Consider the following 19,883-nt stretch of genomic DNA (forward strand, 5'->3'; position numbering starts at 1 on the left):
AGGGGTCGCCCGGCACGGGTGCACCGTCGCCCTCCTTCCAGCCTTCACCAGCCTGCGACACCCCGCATCGTGCGGTGGAAAGAGACGAGCCAACAGGCCACGCGCCCGCGAAGCCGTGGCGTGGCGGCACCCGGCGGCAGGGGTGAGGCGGTCGGTACCACGTCCGGTTCCAGCCCGCGTCCTGCAGTACCGGAACTCCCTGCCGGTGAGGTCTTCTCCGCGCTGGGCACCTCACGGCGCGGCCTGCCGACGGCTCAGGCACGGGCCAGGCTGGAGAAGTACGGGTCCAACGAGCTGCCGCGCGCGGGGCGCCGCGCCGTGTGGCGGCAGTTGGGTGCGCAGTTCACGGATCTCTTCGCGGGGGTGCTGCTGATCGTCGCCTCGGGGATCACCTTCCTGGCGTACGCGCTGGAGGAGCCGCGTGACATCGGCACCTTCCAGCTTGCGGTGGCGATTCTGGGCGTCGTGGTCCTGAACGCCGCCATCGGCTTCGACCAGGAGTACTCCGCTGAACGAACGGCTCAGGCCCTGGCGGCGATGGTGCCCCACCCCTGCCGGGTGTTGCGCGGCGGTGAACGGCTGGAACTGCCCGCCCGGGAGCTGGTGCCGGGTGACGTGGTGGTGCTGGAGGCCGGGGACGCCGTGTCGGCGGACTGCCGGGTGGTGGAGGCGCATGTGGGGATCGTCTTCGGGCCGGTCCTGGCCCTCGTCGCCAGCGAGCGTACCCAGCGGTACCGCCTCGGACCGCTCGCCCGGACAGAAGTGCTGGTGGGCGTGGACGGCTTCCCCACAATCCCTGGCCGCGCTGGACCAGGCCGCCGAACTCCTGGGGCCGTACGCGCAAGCCCTCGTCGCCGTCGAGGTGGTCGGCTACGACGCGGCCGACAACGAGACGGACTCGAGTATCACCGCGGCGAAAAACCACCTGAGAGCCGTCGCCGAGCGCGCCGCCGGGCGGGTGACGCACTGCGACGTCATCTCCGGGCCACCCGCGCAGGCGCTGATGAGCTACGCCAAGGAAGATGAGCTACGCCAAGCAACAGGACATCGACCTCATTGTCGTCGGCACACACGGACGCGGCCTGTCCCGCCGACTGCTCGGCAACGTCGCCCAGCAATTGGTGCGCCAGCACACCGTGCCCGTTCTCATCGTCGGCGACCACCGACACGCATCCCCCGATGAAGCCCAGGAGGGAAGCGCACTCCCGCCCTTCACACCGCACCGGACACCCGTAAGCGCGCACCTCGGCACCCGGTACTCATCGCGCTCGCCTCCGCCGACAAGGGGCTGCGCCGCCGACTGGTCTGGCCTCGCCCGTCATCGCCCCGCTGCGGCACCGCCGGTGCGCACCTGCACGCCTGTCCCCCCGCTGGGCGCCGGGCGAGTCCCGGCGAAACGGGTGAGGACCGGACCGGTCACGGCGAGCAGCAGGACGTAGGCGGCCACCAGGGCACCGAGCCGGTCCTGCCGGACCCCGGCCAGACCGATCATGACGAGGGAGAACTCGCCACGTGCGATGAGCGCGGTACCGGCCCGCAGCCGCCCCCGGGACCCCGCACCCTCCCGTCGCGCGGTGTACCAACCGGCCGCCATCTTCGTCAGCGCCGTGACCACCCCCAGCAGCAGGGCGGCGGGAAGCACCGGAAGCAGCGTCTCCGGCCTGACCGACAGGCCGATAGAGAGGAAGAAGACCGCGGCGAACAGGTCCCGCAGCGGGCTCAGCACCTGCCGCGCCCGGTCGGCCACCTCGCCGGTGAGTGACAGCCCCACGATGAAGGCGCCGACCGCGGCGGAGATGTGAACCACCTCGGCGAGCGCCGCGACGATCAGCGTCACGCCGAGAAGCCGCAGCAGCAGTTGCTCGTCGTCCGGACGCAGATGCAGCAGCAGCCGCCCGAGATGGTGTCCCCACCAGTACGACACGGCGAGCGCGGCCAGGACGGCGCCGAGGGCCAGCAGGATACCCAGGAGTGCCTGCAGCCAGGTGCCGCCAGCGGCGACGACCGCGAGCAGCGGGAGGAACACGGCCATCGCAAAGTCCTCCAGCACCAGCACGGACAGCACGGCTGGGGTCTCCCGGTTGCCCAGGCGCCTCAGGTCACTCAGAAGCCGGGCGATGATGCCCGAGGAGGAGATGTACGTCACGCCCGCCAGGGTCAGGATCCCGCTGGCGTTCAAGCCCAGCAGCCATCCCGCCACGGCTCCGGGTGTCGCGTTCAGCACGAGATCGACTGCCCCGGACGGCAGATGGCGGCGGAGACTGGCGGTGAACTCCGGCATGGTGAACTCCAGGCCGAGCACCAGCAGCAACAGGACTACTCCGATGCCCGCTCCGGTTTCCACGAACGGGCCGGCGGCTGGAGCCGGGGCGATGCCTCCCTCGCCCAGAGCCAGACCCGCCAGGAGATAGAGCGGGATGGGCGAGAGTGCGAAGCGCCGGGCCAGCGTCCCGAGCAGACTCAGCGCTGCCAGGATGATCCCCAGCTCCAGCAGCAGGGCGACCGATACGTTCACCGGTCAGCCTGGAAGATCTGTTCCACCTGGGCGATCCCGTCATGGGTTCCGATCACCACCAGCACATCCCCCGCGCGCAGCACCTGCTCCGGCCCCGGGGAGGGGATCACCTCCCCGCCGCGCACGATCGCCACGATCGACGCACCGGTCCGCGTCCGGGCCCTGGTCTCCCCCAGCAGATGGTCTGCAAAGGGCCCACCTGCACGTACCTCGACCTGCCCGGCACTCAGCCCCGGCACCTCCTTGGTCAAGTCCGCGAACCGCTCTGCGATGCGCGGGGCTCCAAGAATCTCGGCGAGAGTGTCGGCCTCTTCGCGGGTCAGCCGGAATGCGACCCGCGCCTCGTCCGGATCCGTGCCCTCATACGTCATCAGCTCGAAATCGCCGGACCGGAGCGCGATGACGCACATCTGGTCCCCCTCGTGGGTGGCGAACTCATAGCGGATCCCCACCCCGGGCAGCAGCACTTCGTTGACGTCCATGCCGCCAATCATCACGTCGCACGCAAACCAGCACATCTATACACGAAGAGGGCATATGGGGGTTTCATCGCTAGCGACAGACGGTCCGAACTCGCATGGGTGCTCGGAGCGCATCGCTGGTCAGCATCGCCTTAGGTGCATGCAGCTCAGGCGCGGTGATCAGCCGGTTGAACCAGGGGTAAGTGGTCCGCCCGATCGAAATTGACCCCTACCACGAGCCCCCGCGCCGAGTTCAGGCCCGCACACTACCCAGCGCTACATGCCCGTTCGCCGTAGCTATACGAGAACAGGACCGGGTAGTCCGCGGTGACCCTGTTCGTGTTCGCACTGGGTGTGATGGTGCCGCTGGTGCCGGAGGGGCTGCCCGCGACGCTGTCGGTGTCGCTGGCGATCGGCGTACGGCGGATGGCACGCCGCCACGCCCTGATCAAGCAGTTGCTGGCGGTGGAGGCGCGCCGGTGCCGGGCACGCCAGGCTGCCCGCCACTGTGGCGGGGCCGGGCGCCGGGCGGCTGCGGAACAGGTGCCTCAGCGATGCTCTCCCGCTCCCCGCACCACCGCGACCGGACAGTGCGCGTGATGCAGCAGGGCCTGGCTGACCGATCCCAGAAGCAGCCCGGCGAAACCGCCGCGCCCCCGCGCACCGACCACCAGCAGCTGAGCGGAGCGGCTCGCCTCGATCAACGCCTCCCGCGTCCCGCCGTGCACCACCCTGTGTTCCACGACCACACCGGGGTAGCGCTCCTGACGGCCGGCGAGCACCTCGGCCAGCAGCCGCTCCTCCTCCTCAGCCAGTGCTCCCGGCGGGTTCGCGTACGGCTCGGACGGATCCTGCGGGGCGGGCATCGGCGCGTTCCACGTGGTCCAGGTGTGCATTGCCACCAACGGTGCGTTCCGCAGGGCGGCCTCGGCGTAGCCGAAATCCACGGCCTTCTGGCCCGCGGCCGAGCCGTCGACGCCCAGTACGATCGGACCGTCGGCGTGCGGTTGCTCGCGCACGACCAGTACCGGACACCGGCCGTGCGCCGCCAGATGCACCGCCGTCGACCCCACCAGCAGCCCGACGAACCCGCCCATGCCCCGGGATCCGACCACGACCAGCTCCGCGGCACGCGACTGCGCCTCCAGAACGGTCAACGGCTCACCGGTCACCACGACATGACTGACCTCGACCTCCGGTGCCACCGCCCGCGCCCGCTCCACCGCCTCGGCCACCAGGCGATCGACCATGTTCTGCAACCCGCCCTCCGGCGGTCCCAGCGGTGACGGCCCCAGGGGCACATGCATCGCGGGCCAGACGAACGCATGCACCACCCGCAGCCCAGCCCCGCGCCACCGCGCCTCCCGCGCGGCCATCTCCACCGCGGCAAGACCCGACGCCGAACCGTCCACGCCCACGACCACGCGACCGCTCACCGTGCCTCCCTCGCACCGATGCCGTCACCTCTCACCTTCAGGTTCGCCTCCGCCACGCTCCGCCGCCTCAGGAACGAGTGGCCACTGCGGGGCTCCGGACGGCGTGGGGAAGGCCCGGGCGGCGCCGCGCACGCGCAGGCCGACCTCACTGCCGGGAACGTGGGGTACCGAGACCGGGTCGAAGATCCGGGCGGAAACCGGTGTTCCGTCCATCAGCCGCAGCGCGAGCAGGGCATCGTGGCCCTGGAAGTCACGGCGTACGACCGTCGCGGTGATCACTGCGGCAGTACCGGCCGGGACGACCTCGATCTGCTCGGGGCGCAGCAGTACCCGTCCGGCGGCGGAAGGCGGACGGCCGTCCGTGGTGACGACCGGCATGGGGCCGAGCGATGTATGGGCCCCATCGCCGGTCATCTCGGCGGGCAACCAAACGGCTTCGCCGACGAAGCCGGCCACCCAGGGGTCGGCGGGCGCGCTGTAGACGAGGTCCGGCGGTCCGCTCTGCACGATCCGGCCGTCGTGCATGACGGCGACCTCGTCCGCGATCGACAGGGCCTCGGCCTGGTCGTGGGTGACGAGGACGGCTGTGGCACCGTCGCTGCGCAGGGCGCCGCGTACGTCCTGGCGTACCTCGGCGCGCAGAGCGGCGTCCAGGGCGCTGAACGGCTCGTCGAGCAGGACGGCCGGCGGGTGCGGGGCGAGGGCACGGGCGACGGCGACGCGTTGCTGCTGACCGCCGGAGAGGTGGTGCGGCATCCGGTGCTCGAATCCGGCGAGGCCCACCAGCGCCAGCACGGATTCGATCCGTCCGGTCCGTCGGCTGTGCCGGTCGAGCCCATAGGAGACATTGCCGCGCACCGTCAGGTGCGGGAAGAGTGCGCCTTCCTGCGGGACCACCGCGATCCGTCGCCGTTCCGGCGGCACGGTGCGGCCGGGGGCGGCGATCCGGTGGCCGTCGAGCCGGATCTCCCCGGCATCCACGGTTTCGAATCCGGCGATGCAGCGCAGCAGTGTGGTCTTGCCGCTGCCGGATGGCCCGAGGACCGCCGTCAGCGTTCCGGAACGGACCGTGAGGTCCACGCCGCGCAGCGCCCGCACCGACCCGAAGGACTTGTGCACCGCGGTGACGCGCAGCTCGGCCATGTCAGGCTCCTCCTCCCTGGACTCCCTGAGTGAGGACGCCGGTACGGGCCGACAGCCACCAGGTCGGTACCGCGGCCAGCAGCACCAGCAGCGCGGCGTAGGGCGCGGCGGCCGCATAGGCGGATACCGATGTCCGGCTCCACAGCTCGGTGGTGAGGGTGTCCATCCCGGTCGGCCGGAGCAGCAGGGTGGCGGGCAGCTCCTTCATGCAGGTGAGGAAGACCAGGACCGCGCCGGCGCCGATGCCGGGCGCGGCCAGTGGCACGGTGACCGTGCGCAGTACGTACGATCTGCGGCGGCCGAGCGAGCGGGCCACCTCCTCCAGCGCCGGCGGGGCCTGCAGCGCGGCGGTGCCGACCGCTGCGACGGCCAGCGGGAGGAACAGCGCCGCGTAGGCCAGCGCCAGCAGCCAGACGCTCTGGTACAGCGGGTACGCCACGTTGATCCCGAAGAACACCAGCGAGAGGCCGATGACCAGGCCGGGCAGCGCGTGCGAGAGGTAGGCCAGACGGTCCAGGACGACAGCGACGGTGCCGGGTGCGCGGGCCCCCAGCAGCCCCAGGGGCAGGGCGAGCAGCAGGGTCAGGCCCGCACCGGCGGCGGAGACGGTGAGCGAGTTCCCCGCCGCCGTGGCCAGTCCGGTCAGTGAACCGGGCCGGGAGACACCCTCGCCGAACCATCGCGCGAGGCTCGCCGCCGGGACACCGAGCGCCAACCCCGCCGTGCCGACCAGGCCGGATACGGGAAGCCACCGCAGGCGGCCCAGGCGCAGCCGTACCGGTGGGCGGCCCGCGCCGCCGAGGCGGGCGTAGCGGGCGGCCCGCCGTCGGGTCAGCTGCTCGCCCGAGACGATGAGCACGGTGAGGGCGACCAGCACGGTGGCGAGTACGAGTGCGCCGGTGCGGTCGAAGCCGAGGCTGATGGAGGTGAAGACGGCCCGGGTGAAGACATCCGCCCGCAGGACGGAGACCGCACCGAAGTCGGAGAGCACATACAGCGCAACCAGGAGGGCACCAGCCCCGACCGCGGGCTGGATCTGGCGCAGCGTCACCGTGATGAAGGTGCGCCACGGGCCGCTCCCCAGGGACCGGGCCACCTCCTCCTGTGCCGGGTCGGCGCTCGTCAGCGCGGCGGCGACCGGGAGGAAGACGTACGGGTACGACACGAGTGTCAGGACCAGCGCGGCCGCCCAGAACCCCTCGAACCTCTCCACCGTGGAGACCCAGGCGAAGGCCGCTACATAGCTGGGCACCGCCAGCGGCAGCGCGGCGAGGACGCCGAACAGTCGCCGTGCCGGCAGGTCGGTGCGTGTGACGAGGAACGCCGACGCCACGCCGAGCGCCGTACACGCCGCGGTCACGACCCCGGCCAGCCCCAGGCTCCGGGCCGCGAGTTCCCCGGTCCGCGCCGTGAACAGCTCCTCGCTGATGCGGGCCCAGCCCGCGTCAGCGACCCGCACGCCCAGATACGTCAGCGGGATCAGTGCCACCGCGACCGAGGCCACCGCGGCGACCGCCAGCGCCGGGCGTGGCACGAGCCGCCGTACCCGGCGGCGCACGACGGCCACCGATGCCATGGTCAGGCCAGCCCCGAGTCCCTGATCATTTCGACAGTCGTCCGCAGGTCGTCCAGGTCGTTGAGGTCGATGTCCGGGGTGTTCAGCGAGGACAGCTGCGGCAGATCTCGCGCACTGGCCACACCGGCCACCAGCGGGTACTCGTACGTCTCCTGGGCGAAGTAGGTCTGTGCCTGACTGCCGAGCAGGTAATCGACGAAAGCGCGGGCGTCGGGATCGTCGCCGGCCCCCTTCAGGACGCCGACGCCGGAGACATTGACGAGGGCGCCGATGTCCCCGTCCGGGAAGAAGTAATTCTTCGCCTTGAGCGCGTCGACGGAGGTGCCCTTCTCCTTGGCCAGCTCATGCACGTAGTAGTGGTTGACCAGCCCCGCGGCGAGCCTGCCGTTGTCGATGTCGGCGACGATCGGCGCGTTGCCCTCTCTGATCTGCGCGTCGTTGGCCTTCAGCCCGTCCAGGAAGTCCTGGGTCCGCTGCTCGCCGTGCTCGACCCGCATCGCGGTGATGAACGCCTGGAACGAGCCGTTGGTCGGCGCGATGCCCACCCTGCCCTTCCACTCCGGCTCGGTCAGCTCGAACACCGACTTCGGCAGGTCGTCCCCAGCCACCTGGCCGACGTTGTAGACCATGGTGCGTGAACGGCCGGTCACTCCCACCCACTGCCCGCCCTCGTCCCGGTAGGCGGCCGGTACCTTGTCCACCACCTCGTCCGGCAGACCGGCGAACAGATCCTCCCCGGCCAGCGCCCCCAGGGCTCCAGCATCCTGGGCGAGGAAGACGTCCGCAGGCGTTCGGCCGCCCTCTTCCTGCAACTGCGCGGCCATGGCGGCCGTATCGCCGTAGCGCACCTCGACGGTGATGCCGGTGGCCTTCTCGAAATCGTCCAGCACGGGCTTGACCAGGGGCCTGCTCCGACCGCTGTACACCGTGATCTCTTTGTCGGAAGCCTGGCCGACCGGCTGCGCTCCCTGACTCTCGCCGCCACAGGCCGCAAGGCTCAGTGCCAGCAGGCTGCTGAGGGCGACCGAGGCGGCGACTCTCGGGCTGGTACGCGTGTGGTCACTCACCGGTCGCCTCCCTGAGGCCCGACCTGACTTAGGATAGGCTAACTTTACCTCTATTTCTGCTTTTGTATAGACATCTCCTGGCTAATGCCGAGCAGCCCAGCGCCGCCGGACGCTGTCCTCGTGCTCGGCCTGCTCCAAGGCCAGGTCGCTCCGGTCGAGCGCCTCCCGCAGGCGGGGGATCCAGTGGCGCCGCAGAGCACGCACCCGGTGCCGTGTGCTGATGACTTCCGCGCCCACCAGCTCGGCGGCGGCGTGTGCGGCCGCGTACTCGGCGGCGGCGCGCACGGCACGGCCGTAGGCCGCCTCGGCGTGTACGAGGGCCGTGTTGGTGGGAGCGGCGGCGGTGGGCGGACGGGACGGTACGGACGCGGAGACCGTCGCCGGGTGGCGTACCCCCATGGAGGTGGTCCAGTGCACCGTGACCTCGGCGGCGCCGATGCCCGCGGCGGCCGAGTCGAGGGATTGTTCCCCGCCCAGGAGCAGTCCGCGCAGCAGCCAGCTCTCGGCCTCGGACAGCAGGTCCCGCCAGTCGCGCTCGGCTGCCTCCCGCGCACGCAGCAGCCGCTGGTGCTCGGAGCGCAGGAAGCGCAGCTTCTGCTCCAGCAGGTCGGCTCCGCGCTCGGCAACATCGAGGCTGTGCCGTAGGCGCAGGCGTCCCGCACGGCCGGGCGGCGTACGGCGGGCGCCGGTCATGGGGACGCCTCCGTGTCCGGGGCGTCCTTCGCTCCGTGGGCGTCGAGGAGGGAGGCAGGGAGCATGGAGAGCTGACTGCGGGGCAGGGTGAGCAGCGCCCGCCAGCCGCGTTCCAGCGAGGTGTCGAGGTCGCGCGGTTCGTCGCTGCGCTGGTCGGCGAAGTCCCGCAGGAACGCCTCCTCGTAGCCCAGGTAGCGGCGGTCGGTGGGGCTCAGCGCCGCCTGGCCGACCAGGTCCGCGAGATCGCGCACCTGTCGCGTTCGGGCCAGGGCGGCCAGTAGCTGGGCCGCGACGTCGAGGTGGTCGTCGCGGGTACGGCCGGGCCCTGCGCCCTTGCGCATCAGCCGGGAGAGCGAGGACAGGGCGTCCAGCGGCGGGTACACGCCCCGCGCGTGTGTCTCGGGTGAGAGCACGATCTGGCCCTCGGTGATGTAGCCGGTCAGGTCGGGCACGGGGTGCGTGATGTCACCCGCGGGCATGGTGAGCACCGGCAGCACGGTGACCGAGCCGGGACGGCCCCGGATGCGTCCGCAGCGTTCGTAGAGGGAGGCCAGGTCGCTGTAGAGGTAGCCGGGGTAGGCGCGGCGGGCGGGGATCTCCCCGCGGGCGGCGGAGACCTCGCGAAGGGCTTCGGCGTACGTGGTCATGTCGGTCATCACCACGAGGACGTGTCGTCCCTCGGTGAAGGCAAGGTGCTCGGCGACGGTGAGCGCGATGCGCGGGGTGAGGATCCGCTCGATCACCGGGTCGTCGGCAGTGTTCAGCAGCAGGACGAGCTCTCCTGCCGCGGACCGTTCCTCCAGGGCGTCGCGCACGAACGAGGCGTCGGCGTGAGTGAGTCCCATGCCCGCGAAGACGACGCTGAACGCCTCTCCGGCGGCGGTGGCCTGCGCGGCGATCTGGGCGGCGAGTTCCAGATGCGGCAGTCCGGCCACGGAGAACACCGGCAGTTTCTGTCCGCGTACCAGCGTGGTCAGGGCGTCGACGACCCCGACGCCGGTGAGCACCGGCTCGGACGGCGGTTCGCGCCGCACCGGGTTGATGGGTGCGCCACCCACTTCGGCGTCGTGGGAGCCGAGGACGGGCGGGCCGCCGTCGAGGGGTTCGCCCCGGCCGTTGCAGACCCGGCCGAGCCAGTCCGTCCCGACCGGGACGCGCAGCGGGCTGCCCGAGAAGGCCGCCCGGACTCCCTCCGGGTCCATGCCCGCGGTGCCCTCCAGCACCTGGACGACCGCCAGGTCGCGGTCGGCGTCCAGGACCACGCCGTGGCGGAGTTCGCCCGAGGCGAGGGTGATGCGTACGTACTCGTCCCAGCCGATCCCGGTCACGCCTTCGACGACCGCGAGCGGCCCCCGCAGTTCGCGCACCGACGTGTACTCGGTCCCACTGGTCAGGCTCATGGCCGCACGTCCCCCAACCTGGCGAGCATGGCGTCCCGCCGCACTGCCACCCCGGCGGCATCCTGCGGGCCGGTGTCCTCGCGGGCGCGCAGCAGCGGGCCGAAGTCGACCTCCTCGACCGAGGCCGCCGGGACACCGGAGTTCACAAGTTCGTGGCAGCGGTCGGCGACCGCGAGGACGGCGTCGGCCAGGGCGGCCGTCTTCTCCGGCCCGCAGTAGGCGTCCCGCTCCGACAGCGCGCTCTGCTGCAGTACCCCCTCCCGGACCAGCCTCCCGGCCAGCACGCTGACGCGCTCCCGCGCGGGCAGGGCGGCGATGCCGATCAGGTCCACCAGGTCGGCGAGCCGGTCGGCTTCCGCCAGCACCGCTCCCACCCGGTCGCGGCGCCGGGTCCATGCCGGATCGCCGGCTGCCCGGTGTCCGGCGGCGAGGACCGGCACATCCCGGGAGAAGGACCCGGCCCAGGAGACGGCCGGATAGTGGCGGGCGTAGGCAAGGTCGCGGTCGAGGGTCCACAGGCAGCGGACGAAGCGTTCGGTGTGCGCGGTCACCGGTTCGGTCATGTCCCCGCCCGGCGGGGACACCGCGCCGATCACGGTCACCGATCCCCGGTCGCCGCCGAGCGTGGTCACGGCGGCGGCCCTCTCGTAGAAGGCCGCGATGGCGGAGGCAAGTCCGGCCGGGTAGCCCTCCTCGGCCGGCAGCGCGCCGGTGCGGGAAGCGAACTCGCGCAGCGCCTCGGCCCACCGGGAGGTCGAGTCGGCGATGACGACCACATTCAGGCCCATGTCCCGGAAGTACTCGGCGACCGTCATCCCCGTGTACACACTCGCCTCACGGGCCATCATCGGCATGTTGGAGGTGTTGGCAATCGTCACGGTGCGGTCCGCGAGGCGCCCGCCCGTGCGCGGGTCCTTCAGCTCCGACAACTCGGTGATGACGTCGGCCATCTCGTTGCCGCGCTCCCCGCAGCCGACGTAGACGATGACGTCCGCGTCGCACCACTTGGCGATCTGCTGCAGGAGCATGGTCTTGCCGGTGCCGAAGCCACCGGGCACCGCCACCGTGCTGCCCCGGGCCACGGGGAAGAGCAGGTCGATCACCCGCTGGCCGGTGTTCAGGGCCTCGTGGCTGTCGACGCGTTCCCGCACCGGACGAGGGCGGCGCACCGGCCAGAGGGCGCCGACGGTCACCTCGGTGCCGCCCACCGCAGCCACCATGGCGTCCCGCGGGTGGTCCCCGGCCTCGGCGATCTCCTCGACCGCGCCCCCGCCGCCCGGTGGCACGAGGACCTTCACCCGCAGCGGTCCCGCGTCGCGGATCTCTCCGAGCGCCTGCCCTTCGGCCACCTGCTCGCCCCGCGCCACCAATGGGCGGAAGGACCAGGTGCGTTCCTCAGCCGTGTTGCGCTGCGCGCCGGGCAACAGCCAGTCGCCCGCACCGGACAGGGGGCGCAGCAGACCGTCGAAGATTCCGCCGAGCAGTTCGGGGCCGAGCCGGACCGACAGCGGACGGCCCTGGGGCAGCGCCGTCTGTCCCGGAGCGAGTCCGCCGGTGTACTCGTACGCCTGGACGGTGACCACGTGGCCGCTGATGGCCACGATCTCCCCGGGCAGCCGGGCCGGGCCGATCGAGACCAGGTCGTACATCGCGATGCCGCCCGTGTACTCCATCTCCACGAGTGGTCCGGTGACACGCAGGATCCGGGAGACCGACTGCCGGTCAGCCTGTCGCTGACGCGTCCCGGAGTCTTCCGTCACGGCTCCCACAGGCTCCGCACCTCCCCTCTCATACGGTCCAGCGCGCGGTCGGCGAGCGCGGTCAGCGAGAGGTCGACCCGCCTTCCCGGCGCCCGGGCCACCACGCCCCCGTCGGCGTGGTCGCTCACTTCGGCTGCGGGACCGAGGAGGACACGAGCCCGCTGCTCCAGCCACTCCCGCAGGGAGGCGTAGCCATCGGTCCCGCGCAGGGCGCGGACCCGCTCGGCGGCCTCGCGGCGCAACTCCTCGTACGCCTCCCGGCGAGCGGCGAGCGTGCGGGACCTGGCCTCCCGCCTCGCCCTGACGAGGAGGTCGCGGCGGGCGGCCACGCCGTCGGCCTCGCCCTGCCGCCGGGCCTCGTCGAGGATGGCCCGAGCCTCGGCGCGGGTCTGGTCGAGCAGTGCGGCGGCCTCCCGCTCGGCGTGGGCCAGCAGCGCTTCCGCGTCGGTGTGAGCGGCTCGCAGCAGGCCCGCCCGGACCGGGTGGAGCACGTCCTTCGTCTGGTCGGGGGCCGGGGTCGTCATGGCGGCATCACGGCGGTCAGCGGGCGGCGGCCCCCGGACGTTGCGGGGTCCGGCTCCAGTGCCTCGGCCGCGGCGGGTGTGAGGATCACCAGGTCGATGCCGTCCGGCAGGCTGCGCCAGGCCCGGCGTACAGCACGGGCGTCGTCGGCCACGAGGACGACCGCCCCGGCCAGGGCCAGACCGGTCACCCTGGAACGTTCCCCGAGGGCGGCGACGCGGCCCATGGTCATGCCCTCCCGATGAGGATGACCGCGACGACCAGCCCGTAGATGGCGATGCCCTCGGCCAGGCCGACGATGACCATGGCCCTGCCGAAGAGTTCGGGCCGTTCGCTGAGTGCCGCGAGGGCCGCCGCACCGGTGTAGGCGACGGCGATGCCGGCGCCGATCGTCGCGCCGGCCACCGCGATCGCGGCTCCGATCAGGGCGGCGGATCCGGAGCCGGAGTCCTGCGCCGTCGTGGTCGCGGCCTGCGCGGATCCGCCGCCCAGCGCCAGGGTCAGCACCACGGTGGCGGCCATCAGCAGTACGGCGTCGGCGGCGACCATCCACCACAGGGCCGTCCGGCCCGAGCGCCGCAGCACAAGCCGTACGGCGACGAATCCCGCCACGATGACGGGCAGGGCCAAGAACCAGGTGATCACGATGACTCCTCCCTCGCCGGGCCTTGTCGAACGGCTTTCTCCACTGGTGGAGGGCTGGCAGCGGGCCCGTGCTCGACAGACAGATGCCAGGGCTTGAAGGGGCGGCCCTCGCCCTCGAAGAGCCGGGAGAACAGTTCGTAGAACTCCAGCCGGAGTGCCTGGACGCCCGCCACCAGCGCCTCCAGCGAGAAGGCGACGGCGTTGCCCACGAGGAACACCAGCAGCGCGGCGGCGACACCGACCGGGCCCCGGCCCGCCAGAGCCGTCGTGCCGTCCCAGATGATCGCGCCGAGCGCCGCATGGGTGAGGCCGAAGGCCGCGAGCCGCGCGAAGGACACGACGTTGGAGCCGATCCGGACCACCGTGTCGAAGAGCTGAATGCCGGTCTGCACGGCACCGCCCGGCCCGCCCGCCGTGGTCGCGTACAGTCCCGTCCCTGCCAGAACCAGTCCCACGACGGCGATCACGGCACCCACGGCGCCGTATGCCACCTGGCCGAGCCACACATACCCCACGCCGACGGCCAGACCGAGATAGAGCGCCGCCCCGGCGATGCCGGTCGTCGCGTAGAGGGCAGCCGCCGGTCCGCCCTCCCGCCACCGGTTCACGATCCCCGCCGCGTAGGCGACGGCGAGCAGTACGGCGCCGATCCCGACGGCGACGGCCAGCAGCCGCATGGGTTCCTCCAGCGGTTCCAGCCACAGCACGGGGAGCACCCCGGTCGGGCCGAAGAACTCGCCATACGCCGCCCCGGCCAGGGTGGCGGCCAGCCCGGCCCCGGCGACGAAGGGCCACAGCGGGCGCAGCGCCGCCAACCGGCGTGGCCGTCCCGCCCGCAGCAGGAGTGCGATGACGACCAGCAGCAGCCCGTGTCCGGCATCGCCGAACATCAGGCCGAACATCACCACGTAGACGATCCCGGCCGCCATGGTGGGGTCCAGGTCGGCGTAGGGCACGGTGCCGTACGTGCTGACCAGAGGCGTGAACGAACGGCGCACGGTCCTCGCCGCGTAGCGCGGGTGCAGGGTGTCCGCTCCGGTCAGCAAGGTCGGCGGATCGACACCGCGCGGGGTCCGCAGGGGCACCAGCGCGCCCCCGGCACCGGCGATGCGCGCCGCCGTGGCGCCCACCTCCGTCTCGGGACACCAGCCGGCCAGTGCCGCGACCGCGCCGTGCCGGACCGCGCTGCCGAGCCGTTCCTCCAGCTGTGCCTCGCCTGCCAGCAGGTCGGTGCGGCCCTCGCGCTCCAGGACGTCCAGATCGGGAGGAGCCTCACTGAGTACGGGTTGTGCCGACTCGGCGCGCAGCCGCTGCAGGCGCGTCGCTGCCGGCCCGCGTATGTCCGGCCCGCCGTCCCCGGCCAGGTCGACCTGGACGCAGCCCGCCTCGGCGATCCGCACCAGGCTCTCCCGCAGCGCCTGCTCGGGCGCCACGATGGCCACCCTGCGCATCCGGACCGGGACCGCCGCCTCAGCGCGGAGCATCGAGCACCTCCGCCCACCAGTCCCCCGGGCCACCGCCCCGGGCGGCCAGTTCCAGCGCCCCGCGGGTCCGCCACGCATCGACGGACAGCAGCGCCACTGCCCCGACCACCGGCTGGGGACCGAAGCGGGACCGGCGCAGCAGTTCCCGGCCGTCCCGTTCGACCGCGTCCCACCACCGTGCCTCCGCCCGCCACAGGTCCGCCGCCTCGTCGACGTCGTCCAGCAGCCACCTCGCGGTGGCCGGCAGCGCCTGCCGGAAATCGGCGTACGACCCCGCGCCCACCGCGCGCGGACCGAGCAGGCGGGTCGCCCGGCGGACGGACACGTCCGGCAACCGGCGGCCGACGACGAACACCTCGCGGCCGAAGAGCAGGGCGAGCCGGGCCGCCGCCCAGCGCGCCGCGTCGGGAACGGCGGTGGCGAGCCGTACGGCGGCGGAGATGCGCATACCGGTGGCGACCGCCGCCGGGGAGTCGTCCCCGGGGTCGCCCCACACGGAGGCCGCCAGCGCGGCACGCAACTCCGACGGCGTGCGGGTGTGGGCGAGCCTTGTCCAGGCGGTCGCCAGAGCGCCGAGGCGGTAGGGCGGCAGGCGTCCTGTGTCCAAGGTTGGTGCGCCGGCCGAGGCGGGGCGCGGGTCCTCGGCGGAGAAGGACCGCAGATGGTGTCGGGTGTTGGAGATCTCGAACCCGGCGGCGAGCGCCCGGATGGCCTCGGCGCCGGTGGCCGGCTGCCAGCCGGCGAGAACCCGGAGATGCCACAGCAGTGTCGCCGAGACCGCGCGCTGGGCTTCGGCCGGCGTTGCGCCCGGGCTGACGTCGTGCCGGTACGGGGTGGCCGCCAAGTAGCGCAGGGCATCCTCAAGGGTGTGGGAGGCGGCCACGTCCCTGGTGCCCTCCGCGCCCAGGCACCTGGTCCGCAGAGCCCGTGCCCGGGTCACGCCGGCCACCCATCCGGCGTCCATCAGAGGTCGCCCTCCTGGGGGTGCCCCCGTTCGGGAGCCCGGCGTCCCTGCTCCGCTGCGAGGTCTTCCAGCACCAGCGCGAGCACTCGGTCGGCGAGCGCGGGCGTACCGCTCCTGGCACGGTCACGTACGGCGACGGCCTCACGATCCGCTTCGGCGAGCAGTGCCGCTGCCTCGCCCTCGGCCGCACGCAGCACTTGCTCCGCGGTGCGCGCCTGCACTCGGCGGGCCTCCGCACGCGCCGCGGCCACCATCGCCTCGGCCTGCCGTTCGGCTTCATGTCGGAGCGACGCGGCGGCGTCGTCGGCCTGTTCGCGTACGGCCCGGGCTTCCGCCTCCGCCTGTTCGAGCAGGGCCAGGGGCGGTGCCAGTTCCGCACGGAGTTCGGCGGAGCGGTCCGCCGGGACACCGCTCGGTGCGGCCCGGCCGGGCGAGGCCGCCGGTCGGAACCGTGTCAGAAAGTCCCGGAAACCCGTCACCAACTCTCCTCGTGTCGGCCCAGGCCCCCGCTTCCAGTCTCCCCGCAGGGCGGTGTCATGTCGTGCCGCATGGGGCCGCCCGTCCCGCCGCGGGGCCACTCGGCCCGCAGACCACGCCCCTCGATCGATGCGAAACTGGCCCCGTAGGTGGACGGCGTCCCAGGGAGGCAGCCGTGAGCGACTTGGAACACAGCTCCGCGGAGAAAGAAGCCCGCCGTAGCACGCCGGGCCGCCCCTGGACACCCCAGGAGGAACCCCGCCAGGACGCATTGGGCCGCTACCTCGCAGCAGTCGCCGCCGCGGCATCGGCAAGGAGCGCCCAGGAGCCCGAGGCCGCTCCCGGCAGGGCGAAGTCCGAACCGCCGCAGGCAACTTCCGCGCGCGGGCCCTCGGAACGGGAACCAGTCACCCTCCATGTACGGGACGTCATGCAGGTCCCGGCGGTCGCCGTCCCCGGCGACATGCCGTTCGTGGACGTGGCCCACACACTCGCCCGCGAGCAGGTGAGCGCCGTACCGGTGGTCGACGCCGACGACCATGTGATCGGTGTCGTCTCGGAGTCGGACCTGCTGGCCAAGGCCGCCGTCATGGCGGAACCGCGCCGACACGGAGCAGTCGGCAGGCTGTGGCAGCACCGCCTCTACGAGAAGAGCCACGGCGACACGGCGGCCACGTTGATGACCTTCCCGCCGGTCACCGTCCATCCGGCGGAACGAGTGGCGGACGCCGCGTGGACCGCCGCCCACGCGCGGTTGAAGCGGCTGCCCGTGACCGACTATCGCGGCCGGCTCGTCGGTGTGGTGACCCGGCGCTACCTGCTGCGGGCCCTGATCCGTGACGACGCCGAGATCCGGGCCGAGGTCGAGTCCCTGGTCGGTCAGCACCTGCTGGATCCGCGCGCTGTCGGGATCACGGTGGAGAACGGCGTGGTCACCGTGACGGGGAGACTGGACAAGGCCGTTGTCGCCGAACTGATCGCATCGGTGCGGGGCATCGACGACGTGGTCGGTGTGGTCGACGACACCGAAGCGGTCTGAGCCGTGGTCGTCCACGGAGCGCGCGTCACTGCGTGTGGGCGACAAGGAAGTCGGCGCTGCCGGACAGCGTGGACAGCTGGGGCGTGTCCTCGTCCTCGATGCGCACGCCGGACCGTTCGCTGAGCACCTCGACGAAACTCAGGAAGTCCAGCGAGTCCATGTCGAGAGCGTCGCGGAACGCGTCGTCGGGCCCCAGCGCGGCGACGTCGGCGTCGGGGATGACGCGGGAGATCGAGTCCCTGACCATGTCCAGTGCATCGGTTCGGTTCACAACTCCTCCGGGTGCCGCAGGAGGCGGGAGACCGCCGTGAGATAGCGGGCGCCGACGGCACCGTTCGTCGCCCGGTGGTCGGCCGAGAGGGTCGCTGTGACCACGGGGCGCACGCCCAGCAGGCCGTCGACGGCCCATGGCCGGTCGATCACCGTCCCGAAGCCGACCAGGGCCACCTGAGGCGGGTAGATCACGCCGAAGACCGTCTCCACACCCTGATCGCCGAGATTGGTGACCGTGATCGTGGCGTCGGACACCTCGGACCCGCGCAGCCTGCCTGTGCGGGCCCGGGTGACCAGGTCCTTAAGGGCGGCCATCAGTTGGGGGAGCGCCAGGGTGTCGGCGTCGTGCAGCGCAGGAGCGACGAGCCCGCCGCCACGCAGGGACACAGCCACACCGACATGGACGCCCTCGCCTGCCGTGAAGTGGTCATCGGTCCAGAAGCCATTGAGTTCGGGGACCTCCCGGGCAGCCAGGGCCGCCGCCTTGAGCAGCAGGGCCGCGGGGAGCAGCCGTTCACCGACCGGGCTGCGCCGGTTGTGCTCATGCAGCCAGTCCATCGCGGCGGCCATGTCCACGGTGGTGGAGAGGTAGTAGTGGGGGATGTCCCGGTTGGCGCGGCTCATCAATCCGGCGATCGCCTGGCGCATGGCCGCCGTCCGGTCCTCGGACGGGCGCGTGGCAGAAGGGCGGACAGGGGAAGGGCGTGCATGGGAAGGACGTACGGGGGCGGCGGCCGCAGGCGCGGGCGGGGCCGGGGCCGATGGGCCGGGTGCTGCCTGACGTACGTCCGATGCACGGACGGCCGACTGCCTGCCCGTCCCTCTCACCGTGGCGAGGTCGACGCCCAGTTCGGCGGCGAGCCGACGGGCGAGGGGGGTGGCCCGCACCCGCGATGGCTTGGTACTGGCTCGGGCGGCTGCCGCGTGTTCGACGTCCGTTCGGGTGACGCGTCCACCGGGTCCGGAGCCGTGCAGTGTCTCCAGGTCGACGCCGCTCTGCTCCGCGAGGTGCCGGACCAAGGGGCCGGCCTCGATGTGGCCGGGCAGCCGAGCGGCGGAGGGTGCCGGCACTGGGACCGGGACGGGCTCAGGCGGTGGGGAGGGGATCTCGGAGGGCTTGGATATCTCGGCGGGCTCGGCAGGCTTGGAAGGTTTGCCCTTCTTCGGTGCGTGACGGGCGGGTCGTCGCTCCTTGGCCGGTCCGATCAGCGCGAGCGGCGTGCCCACCGGCACCGTCGTCCCGGGCTCGACCAGCAGCTTCGTCATGGTCCCGGTTTCGAAGCACTCCACCTCGATGGTCGACTTGGCGGTTTCGACGACCGCGACCGGGTCTCCCTTGTGTACGGGGTCACCGGGCCCCACCAGCCATTCCAGGAGCGTTCCCTCGTCCATGTCCGCGCCGAGGGACGGCATGGTGAACTCGGCCATGATCAGTCCACCGCCCGGTGGGCGGCCGCGACGATGTCGGCGGCCTGCGGCAGGGCGGCCTCCTCCAGCCGCCGGGCGTACGGCATGGGCACCTCCGCGCTGCACACCCGCTCGACGGGCGCGTCCAGGTCGTAGAAGGACCCTTCCGCGATGCGGGCGGACACCTCCGCGGCGAGGCTTCCCGTCCGCCATGCCTCGTCGATGACCACCGCACGATGCGTTCGGGCCACCGAAGCGGTGATGGCCGCGTCGTCGAGGGGACGCAGCGTGCGCAGGTCGATCACCTCGGCGTTGATGCCCTCGGCGGCCAGTTCGTCCGCCGCCGCGAGGGCCTTGGGCAGTGAACCGCCGTACGTGATCAGGGAGATGTCGGTGCCGGGGCGGCGGATCGCGGCGTGGTCCAGATCCACGGGGGCGGTGGGCGGGAGGAGTTCGCCGGAGACGTTGTAGAGGCTTCCGTGCTCGAAGATCAGTACGGGGTCGGGGTCGGCGAGCGCCGGGGCCAGCATGTGCCGCGCGTCCTCCAGGGTGGCGGGGGCCAGGACGCGGATGCCGGGGATGTGCGCGTACCAGCCTTCCAGGCTGTGCGAGTGCTGGGCGGCGAGCTGCCGTCCGGCGCCCGTGGTCATGCGGATGACCAGCGGCACGGGCAGCTGGCCGCCCGACATGTGCAGCAGGGTCGCGGCGTTGTTGAGGATCTGGTCGAGGGCGAGGAGGCTGAAGTTGACGGTCATGATCTCGACGATGGGCCGCATCCCGGCCAGGGCCGCGCCGATGCCGGCGCCGACGAACGCGGACTCCGAGAGCGGGGTGTCGCGGACGCGTTCGGGGCCGAACTCCTCCAGCAGACCGAGGCTGACGCCGAAGCATCCGCCGTAGCGGCCTACGTCCTCGCCCATGAGGAAGACCCGGTCGTCGGCGCGCAGGGCCTCCCGGAGCGCCTCGCGCATCGCCTCCCGGTAGGTCGTCTTAGCCTCTTGCGTTCCCTCGGCGCCCACGG

At 72.4% G+C, this 19,883-nt stretch carries 21 protein-coding genes and 1 pseudogene; 4 read left to right on the forward strand and 18 right to left on the reverse strand.

The genetic code is table 11. The features are described 5' to 3' along the window. Positions 1–120 precede the first annotated feature (120 nt). Positions 121–1,026, forward strand: a complete 906-nt coding sequence (locus HJD23_RS45110; protein WP_332112406.1) for a cation-transporting P-type ATPase — start codon at positions 121–123, stop codon at positions 1,024–1,026. Next, positions 1,023–1,094: pseudogene (locus HJD23_RS44550) on the forward strand (universal stress protein); the annotation flags it as partial. The gene HJD23_RS45110 and the pseudogene HJD23_RS44550, both read left to right, overlap by 4 nt. Before the next feature lie 224 nt (positions 1,095–1,318). Here the strand turns inward: HJD23_RS44550 and HJD23_RS41105 are convergent. Further along, positions 1,319–2,515 (reverse strand): cation:proton antiporter, encoded by a 1,197-nt coding sequence (locus tag HJD23_RS41105; RefSeq protein ID WP_171113576.1) that lies wholly within the window; start codon positions 2,513–2,515, stop codon positions 1,319–1,321. After that, a complete protein-coding gene (locus HJD23_RS41110) occupies positions 2,512–2,997 on the reverse strand; it encodes a cation:proton antiporter regulatory subunit (protein WP_171113575.1) in 486 nt (161 codons plus the stop codon). The genes HJD23_RS41105 and HJD23_RS41110 overlap by 4 nt, the downstream gene beginning before the upstream one ends. Positions 2,998–3,303: 306 nt before the next feature. On the opposite strand from HJD23_RS41110, the gene HJD23_RS41115 reads away from it, so the two are divergent. Next, positions 3,304–3,576: a cation-transporting P-type ATPase gene (locus tag HJD23_RS41115; RefSeq protein WP_171111894.1), complete on the forward strand. Its 273-nt coding sequence runs from the start codon at positions 3,304–3,306 to the stop codon at positions 3,574–3,576. On the opposite strand, the gene HJD23_RS41120 is transcribed toward HJD23_RS41115, so the two are convergent. The 13 genes from HJD23_RS41120 to HJD23_RS41180 all read right to left on the reverse strand — a co-directional run bounded on the left by HJD23_RS41120 (position 3,525) and on the right by HJD23_RS41180 (position 16,145). Further along, complete coding sequence (locus HJD23_RS41120; protein WP_171113574.1) at positions 3,525–4,412, reverse strand: universal stress protein; 888 nt, start codon at positions 4,410–4,412, stop codon at positions 3,525–3,527. The two genes, HJD23_RS41115 and HJD23_RS41120, sit on opposite strands and share 52 nt — an antisense overlap. A gap of 24 nt (positions 4,413–4,436) precedes the next feature. Next, on the reverse strand, positions 4,437–5,555 hold the full coding sequence (locus HJD23_RS41125) for an ABC transporter ATP-binding protein (protein WP_171113573.1): 1,119 nt from the start codon (positions 5,553–5,555) through the stop codon (positions 4,437–4,439). 1 nt (position 5,556) lies between these two features. Then, positions 5,557–7,122 (reverse strand): iron ABC transporter permease, encoded by a 1,566-nt coding sequence (locus tag HJD23_RS41130; protein ID WP_240980938.1) that lies wholly within the window; start codon positions 7,120–7,122, stop codon positions 5,557–5,559. Between the two features lie 11 nt (positions 7,123–7,133). After that, positions 7,134–8,198, reverse strand: a complete 1,065-nt coding sequence (locus HJD23_RS41135) for an iron ABC transporter substrate-binding protein (RefSeq protein ID WP_171113570.1) — start codon at positions 8,196–8,198, stop codon at positions 7,134–7,136. A gap of 81 nt (positions 8,199–8,279) precedes the next feature. Next, entirely contained in the window at positions 8,280–8,891 is a 612-nt protein-coding gene (locus HJD23_RS41140; RefSeq protein WP_171113568.1) for a V-type ATP synthase subunit D, read from the reverse strand. Next, positions 8,888–10,291, reverse strand: a complete 1,404-nt coding sequence (locus HJD23_RS41145; RefSeq protein WP_171113566.1) for a V-type ATP synthase subunit B — start codon at positions 10,289–10,291, stop codon at positions 8,888–8,890. The genes HJD23_RS41140 and HJD23_RS41145 overlap by 4 nt, the downstream gene beginning before the upstream one ends. Continuing rightward, positions 10,288–12,051, reverse strand: a complete 1,764-nt coding sequence (locus HJD23_RS41150) for a V-type ATP synthase subunit A (RefSeq protein ID WP_240980939.1) — start codon at positions 12,049–12,051, stop codon at positions 10,288–10,290. Before HJD23_RS41150 ends, HJD23_RS41145 begins: the two co-directional genes overlap by 4 nt. Then, positions 12,048–12,575 (reverse strand): V-type ATP synthase subunit E, encoded by a 528-nt coding sequence (locus tag HJD23_RS41155; protein WP_171111893.1) that lies wholly within the window; start codon positions 12,573–12,575, stop codon positions 12,048–12,050. Before HJD23_RS41155 ends, HJD23_RS41150 begins: the two co-directional genes overlap by 4 nt. Next, complete coding sequence (locus tag HJD23_RS41160) at positions 12,572–12,805, reverse strand: hypothetical protein (RefSeq protein ID WP_171113562.1); 234 nt, start codon at positions 12,803–12,805, stop codon at positions 12,572–12,574. The genes HJD23_RS41155 and HJD23_RS41160 overlap by 4 nt, the downstream gene beginning before the upstream one ends. Then, positions 12,802–13,218, reverse strand: a complete 417-nt coding sequence (locus HJD23_RS41165; RefSeq protein ID WP_171113560.1) for an ATP synthase subunit C — start codon at positions 13,216–13,218, stop codon at positions 12,802–12,804. The genes HJD23_RS41160 and HJD23_RS41165 overlap by 4 nt, the downstream gene beginning before the upstream one ends. Continuing rightward, the gene (locus tag HJD23_RS41170; RefSeq protein WP_232108241.1) at positions 13,215–14,702 is read right to left on the reverse strand and encodes a V-type ATPase 116kDa subunit family protein; all 1,488 of its coding nucleotides are present in this window, start codon (positions 14,700–14,702) and stop codon (positions 13,215–13,217) included. The genes HJD23_RS41165 and HJD23_RS41170 overlap by 4 nt, the downstream gene beginning before the upstream one ends. After that, a complete protein-coding gene (locus tag HJD23_RS41175) occupies positions 14,689–15,666 on the reverse strand; it encodes a V-type ATPase subunit (protein ID WP_171113558.1) in 978 nt (325 codons plus the stop codon). Before HJD23_RS41175 ends, HJD23_RS41170 begins: the two co-directional genes overlap by 14 nt. Further along, entirely contained in the window at positions 15,666–16,145 is a 480-nt protein-coding gene (locus tag HJD23_RS41180; RefSeq protein WP_171113556.1) for a hypothetical protein, read from the reverse strand. Before HJD23_RS41180 ends, HJD23_RS41175 begins: the two co-directional genes overlap by 1 nt. A 173-nt stretch (positions 16,146–16,318) precedes the next feature. Between HJD23_RS41180 and HJD23_RS41185 the strand changes: the two genes are divergently transcribed. Next, on the forward strand, positions 16,319–17,182 hold the full coding sequence (locus tag HJD23_RS41185; protein ID WP_171113554.1) for a CBS domain-containing protein: 864 nt from the start codon (positions 16,319–16,321) through the stop codon (positions 17,180–17,182). A 25-nt stretch (positions 17,183–17,207) separates the two neighbouring features. On the opposite strand, the gene HJD23_RS41190 is transcribed toward HJD23_RS41185, so the two are convergent. Genes HJD23_RS41190 through HJD23_RS41200 form a run of 3 tightly spaced genes read right to left on the reverse strand, consistent with a single transcriptional unit; the run spans position 17,208 to position 19,881 of the window. Beyond that, positions 17,208–17,453, reverse strand: a complete 246-nt coding sequence (locus tag HJD23_RS41190; protein WP_332112408.1) for an acyl carrier protein — start codon at positions 17,451–17,453, stop codon at positions 17,208–17,210. Then, positions 17,450–18,883 (reverse strand): 2-oxo acid dehydrogenase subunit E2, encoded by a 1,434-nt coding sequence (locus tag HJD23_RS41195; RefSeq protein WP_171113552.1) that lies wholly within the window; start codon positions 18,881–18,883, stop codon positions 17,450–17,452. Before HJD23_RS41195 ends, HJD23_RS41190 begins: the two co-directional genes overlap by 4 nt. A 2-nt stretch (positions 18,884–18,885) precedes the next feature. After that, the gene (locus HJD23_RS41200; protein WP_171113549.1) at positions 18,886–19,881 is read right to left on the reverse strand and encodes an alpha-ketoacid dehydrogenase subunit beta; all 996 of its coding nucleotides are present in this window, start codon (positions 19,879–19,881) and stop codon (positions 18,886–18,888) included. Positions 19,882–19,883 lie beyond the last annotated feature (2 nt).

The organism is Streptomyces sp. Z423-1 (assembly GCF_013009255.1).
Classification (GTDB): Bacteria; Actinomycetota; Actinomycetes; order Streptomycetales; family Streptomycetaceae; genus Streptomyces; species Streptomyces gossypiisoli.

Coding starts and splice junctions, on each gene's coding strand:
- HJD23_RS41145 (WP_171113566.1), bottom strand. CDS start 10,291: ATGAGCCTGACCAGTGGGACCGAGTACACGTCGGTGCGCGAACTGCGG.
- HJD23_RS41160 (WP_171113562.1), bottom strand. CDS start 12,805: ATGACCATGGGCCGCGTCGCCGCCCTCGGGGAACGTTCCAGGGTGACC.
- HJD23_RS41110 (WP_171113575.1), bottom strand. CDS start 2,997: ATGGACGTCAACGAAGTGCTGCTGCCCGGGGTGGGGATCCGCTATGAG.
- HJD23_RS41170 (WP_232108241.1), bottom strand. CDS start 14,702: ATGCTCCGCGCTGAGGCGGCGGTCCCGGTCCGGATGCGCAGGGTGGCC.
- HJD23_RS41125 (WP_171113573.1), bottom strand. CDS start 5,555: ATGGCCGAGCTGCGCGTCACCGCGGTGCACAAGTCCTTCGGGTCGGTG.
- HJD23_RS41155 (WP_171111893.1), bottom strand. CDS start 12,575: ATGACGACCCCGGCCCCCGACCAGACGAAGGACGTGCTCCACCCGGTC.
- HJD23_RS41140 (WP_171113568.1), bottom strand. CDS start 8,891: ATGACCGGCGCCCGCCGTACGCCGCCCGGCCGTGCGGGACGCCTGCGC.
- HJD23_RS41195 (WP_171113552.1), bottom strand. CDS start 18,883: ATGGCCGAGTTCACCATGCCGTCCCTCGGCGCGGACATGGACGAGGGA.
- HJD23_RS41175 (WP_171113558.1), bottom strand. CDS start 15,666: ATGGACGCCGGATGGGTGGCCGGCGTGACCCGGGCACGGGCTCTGCGG.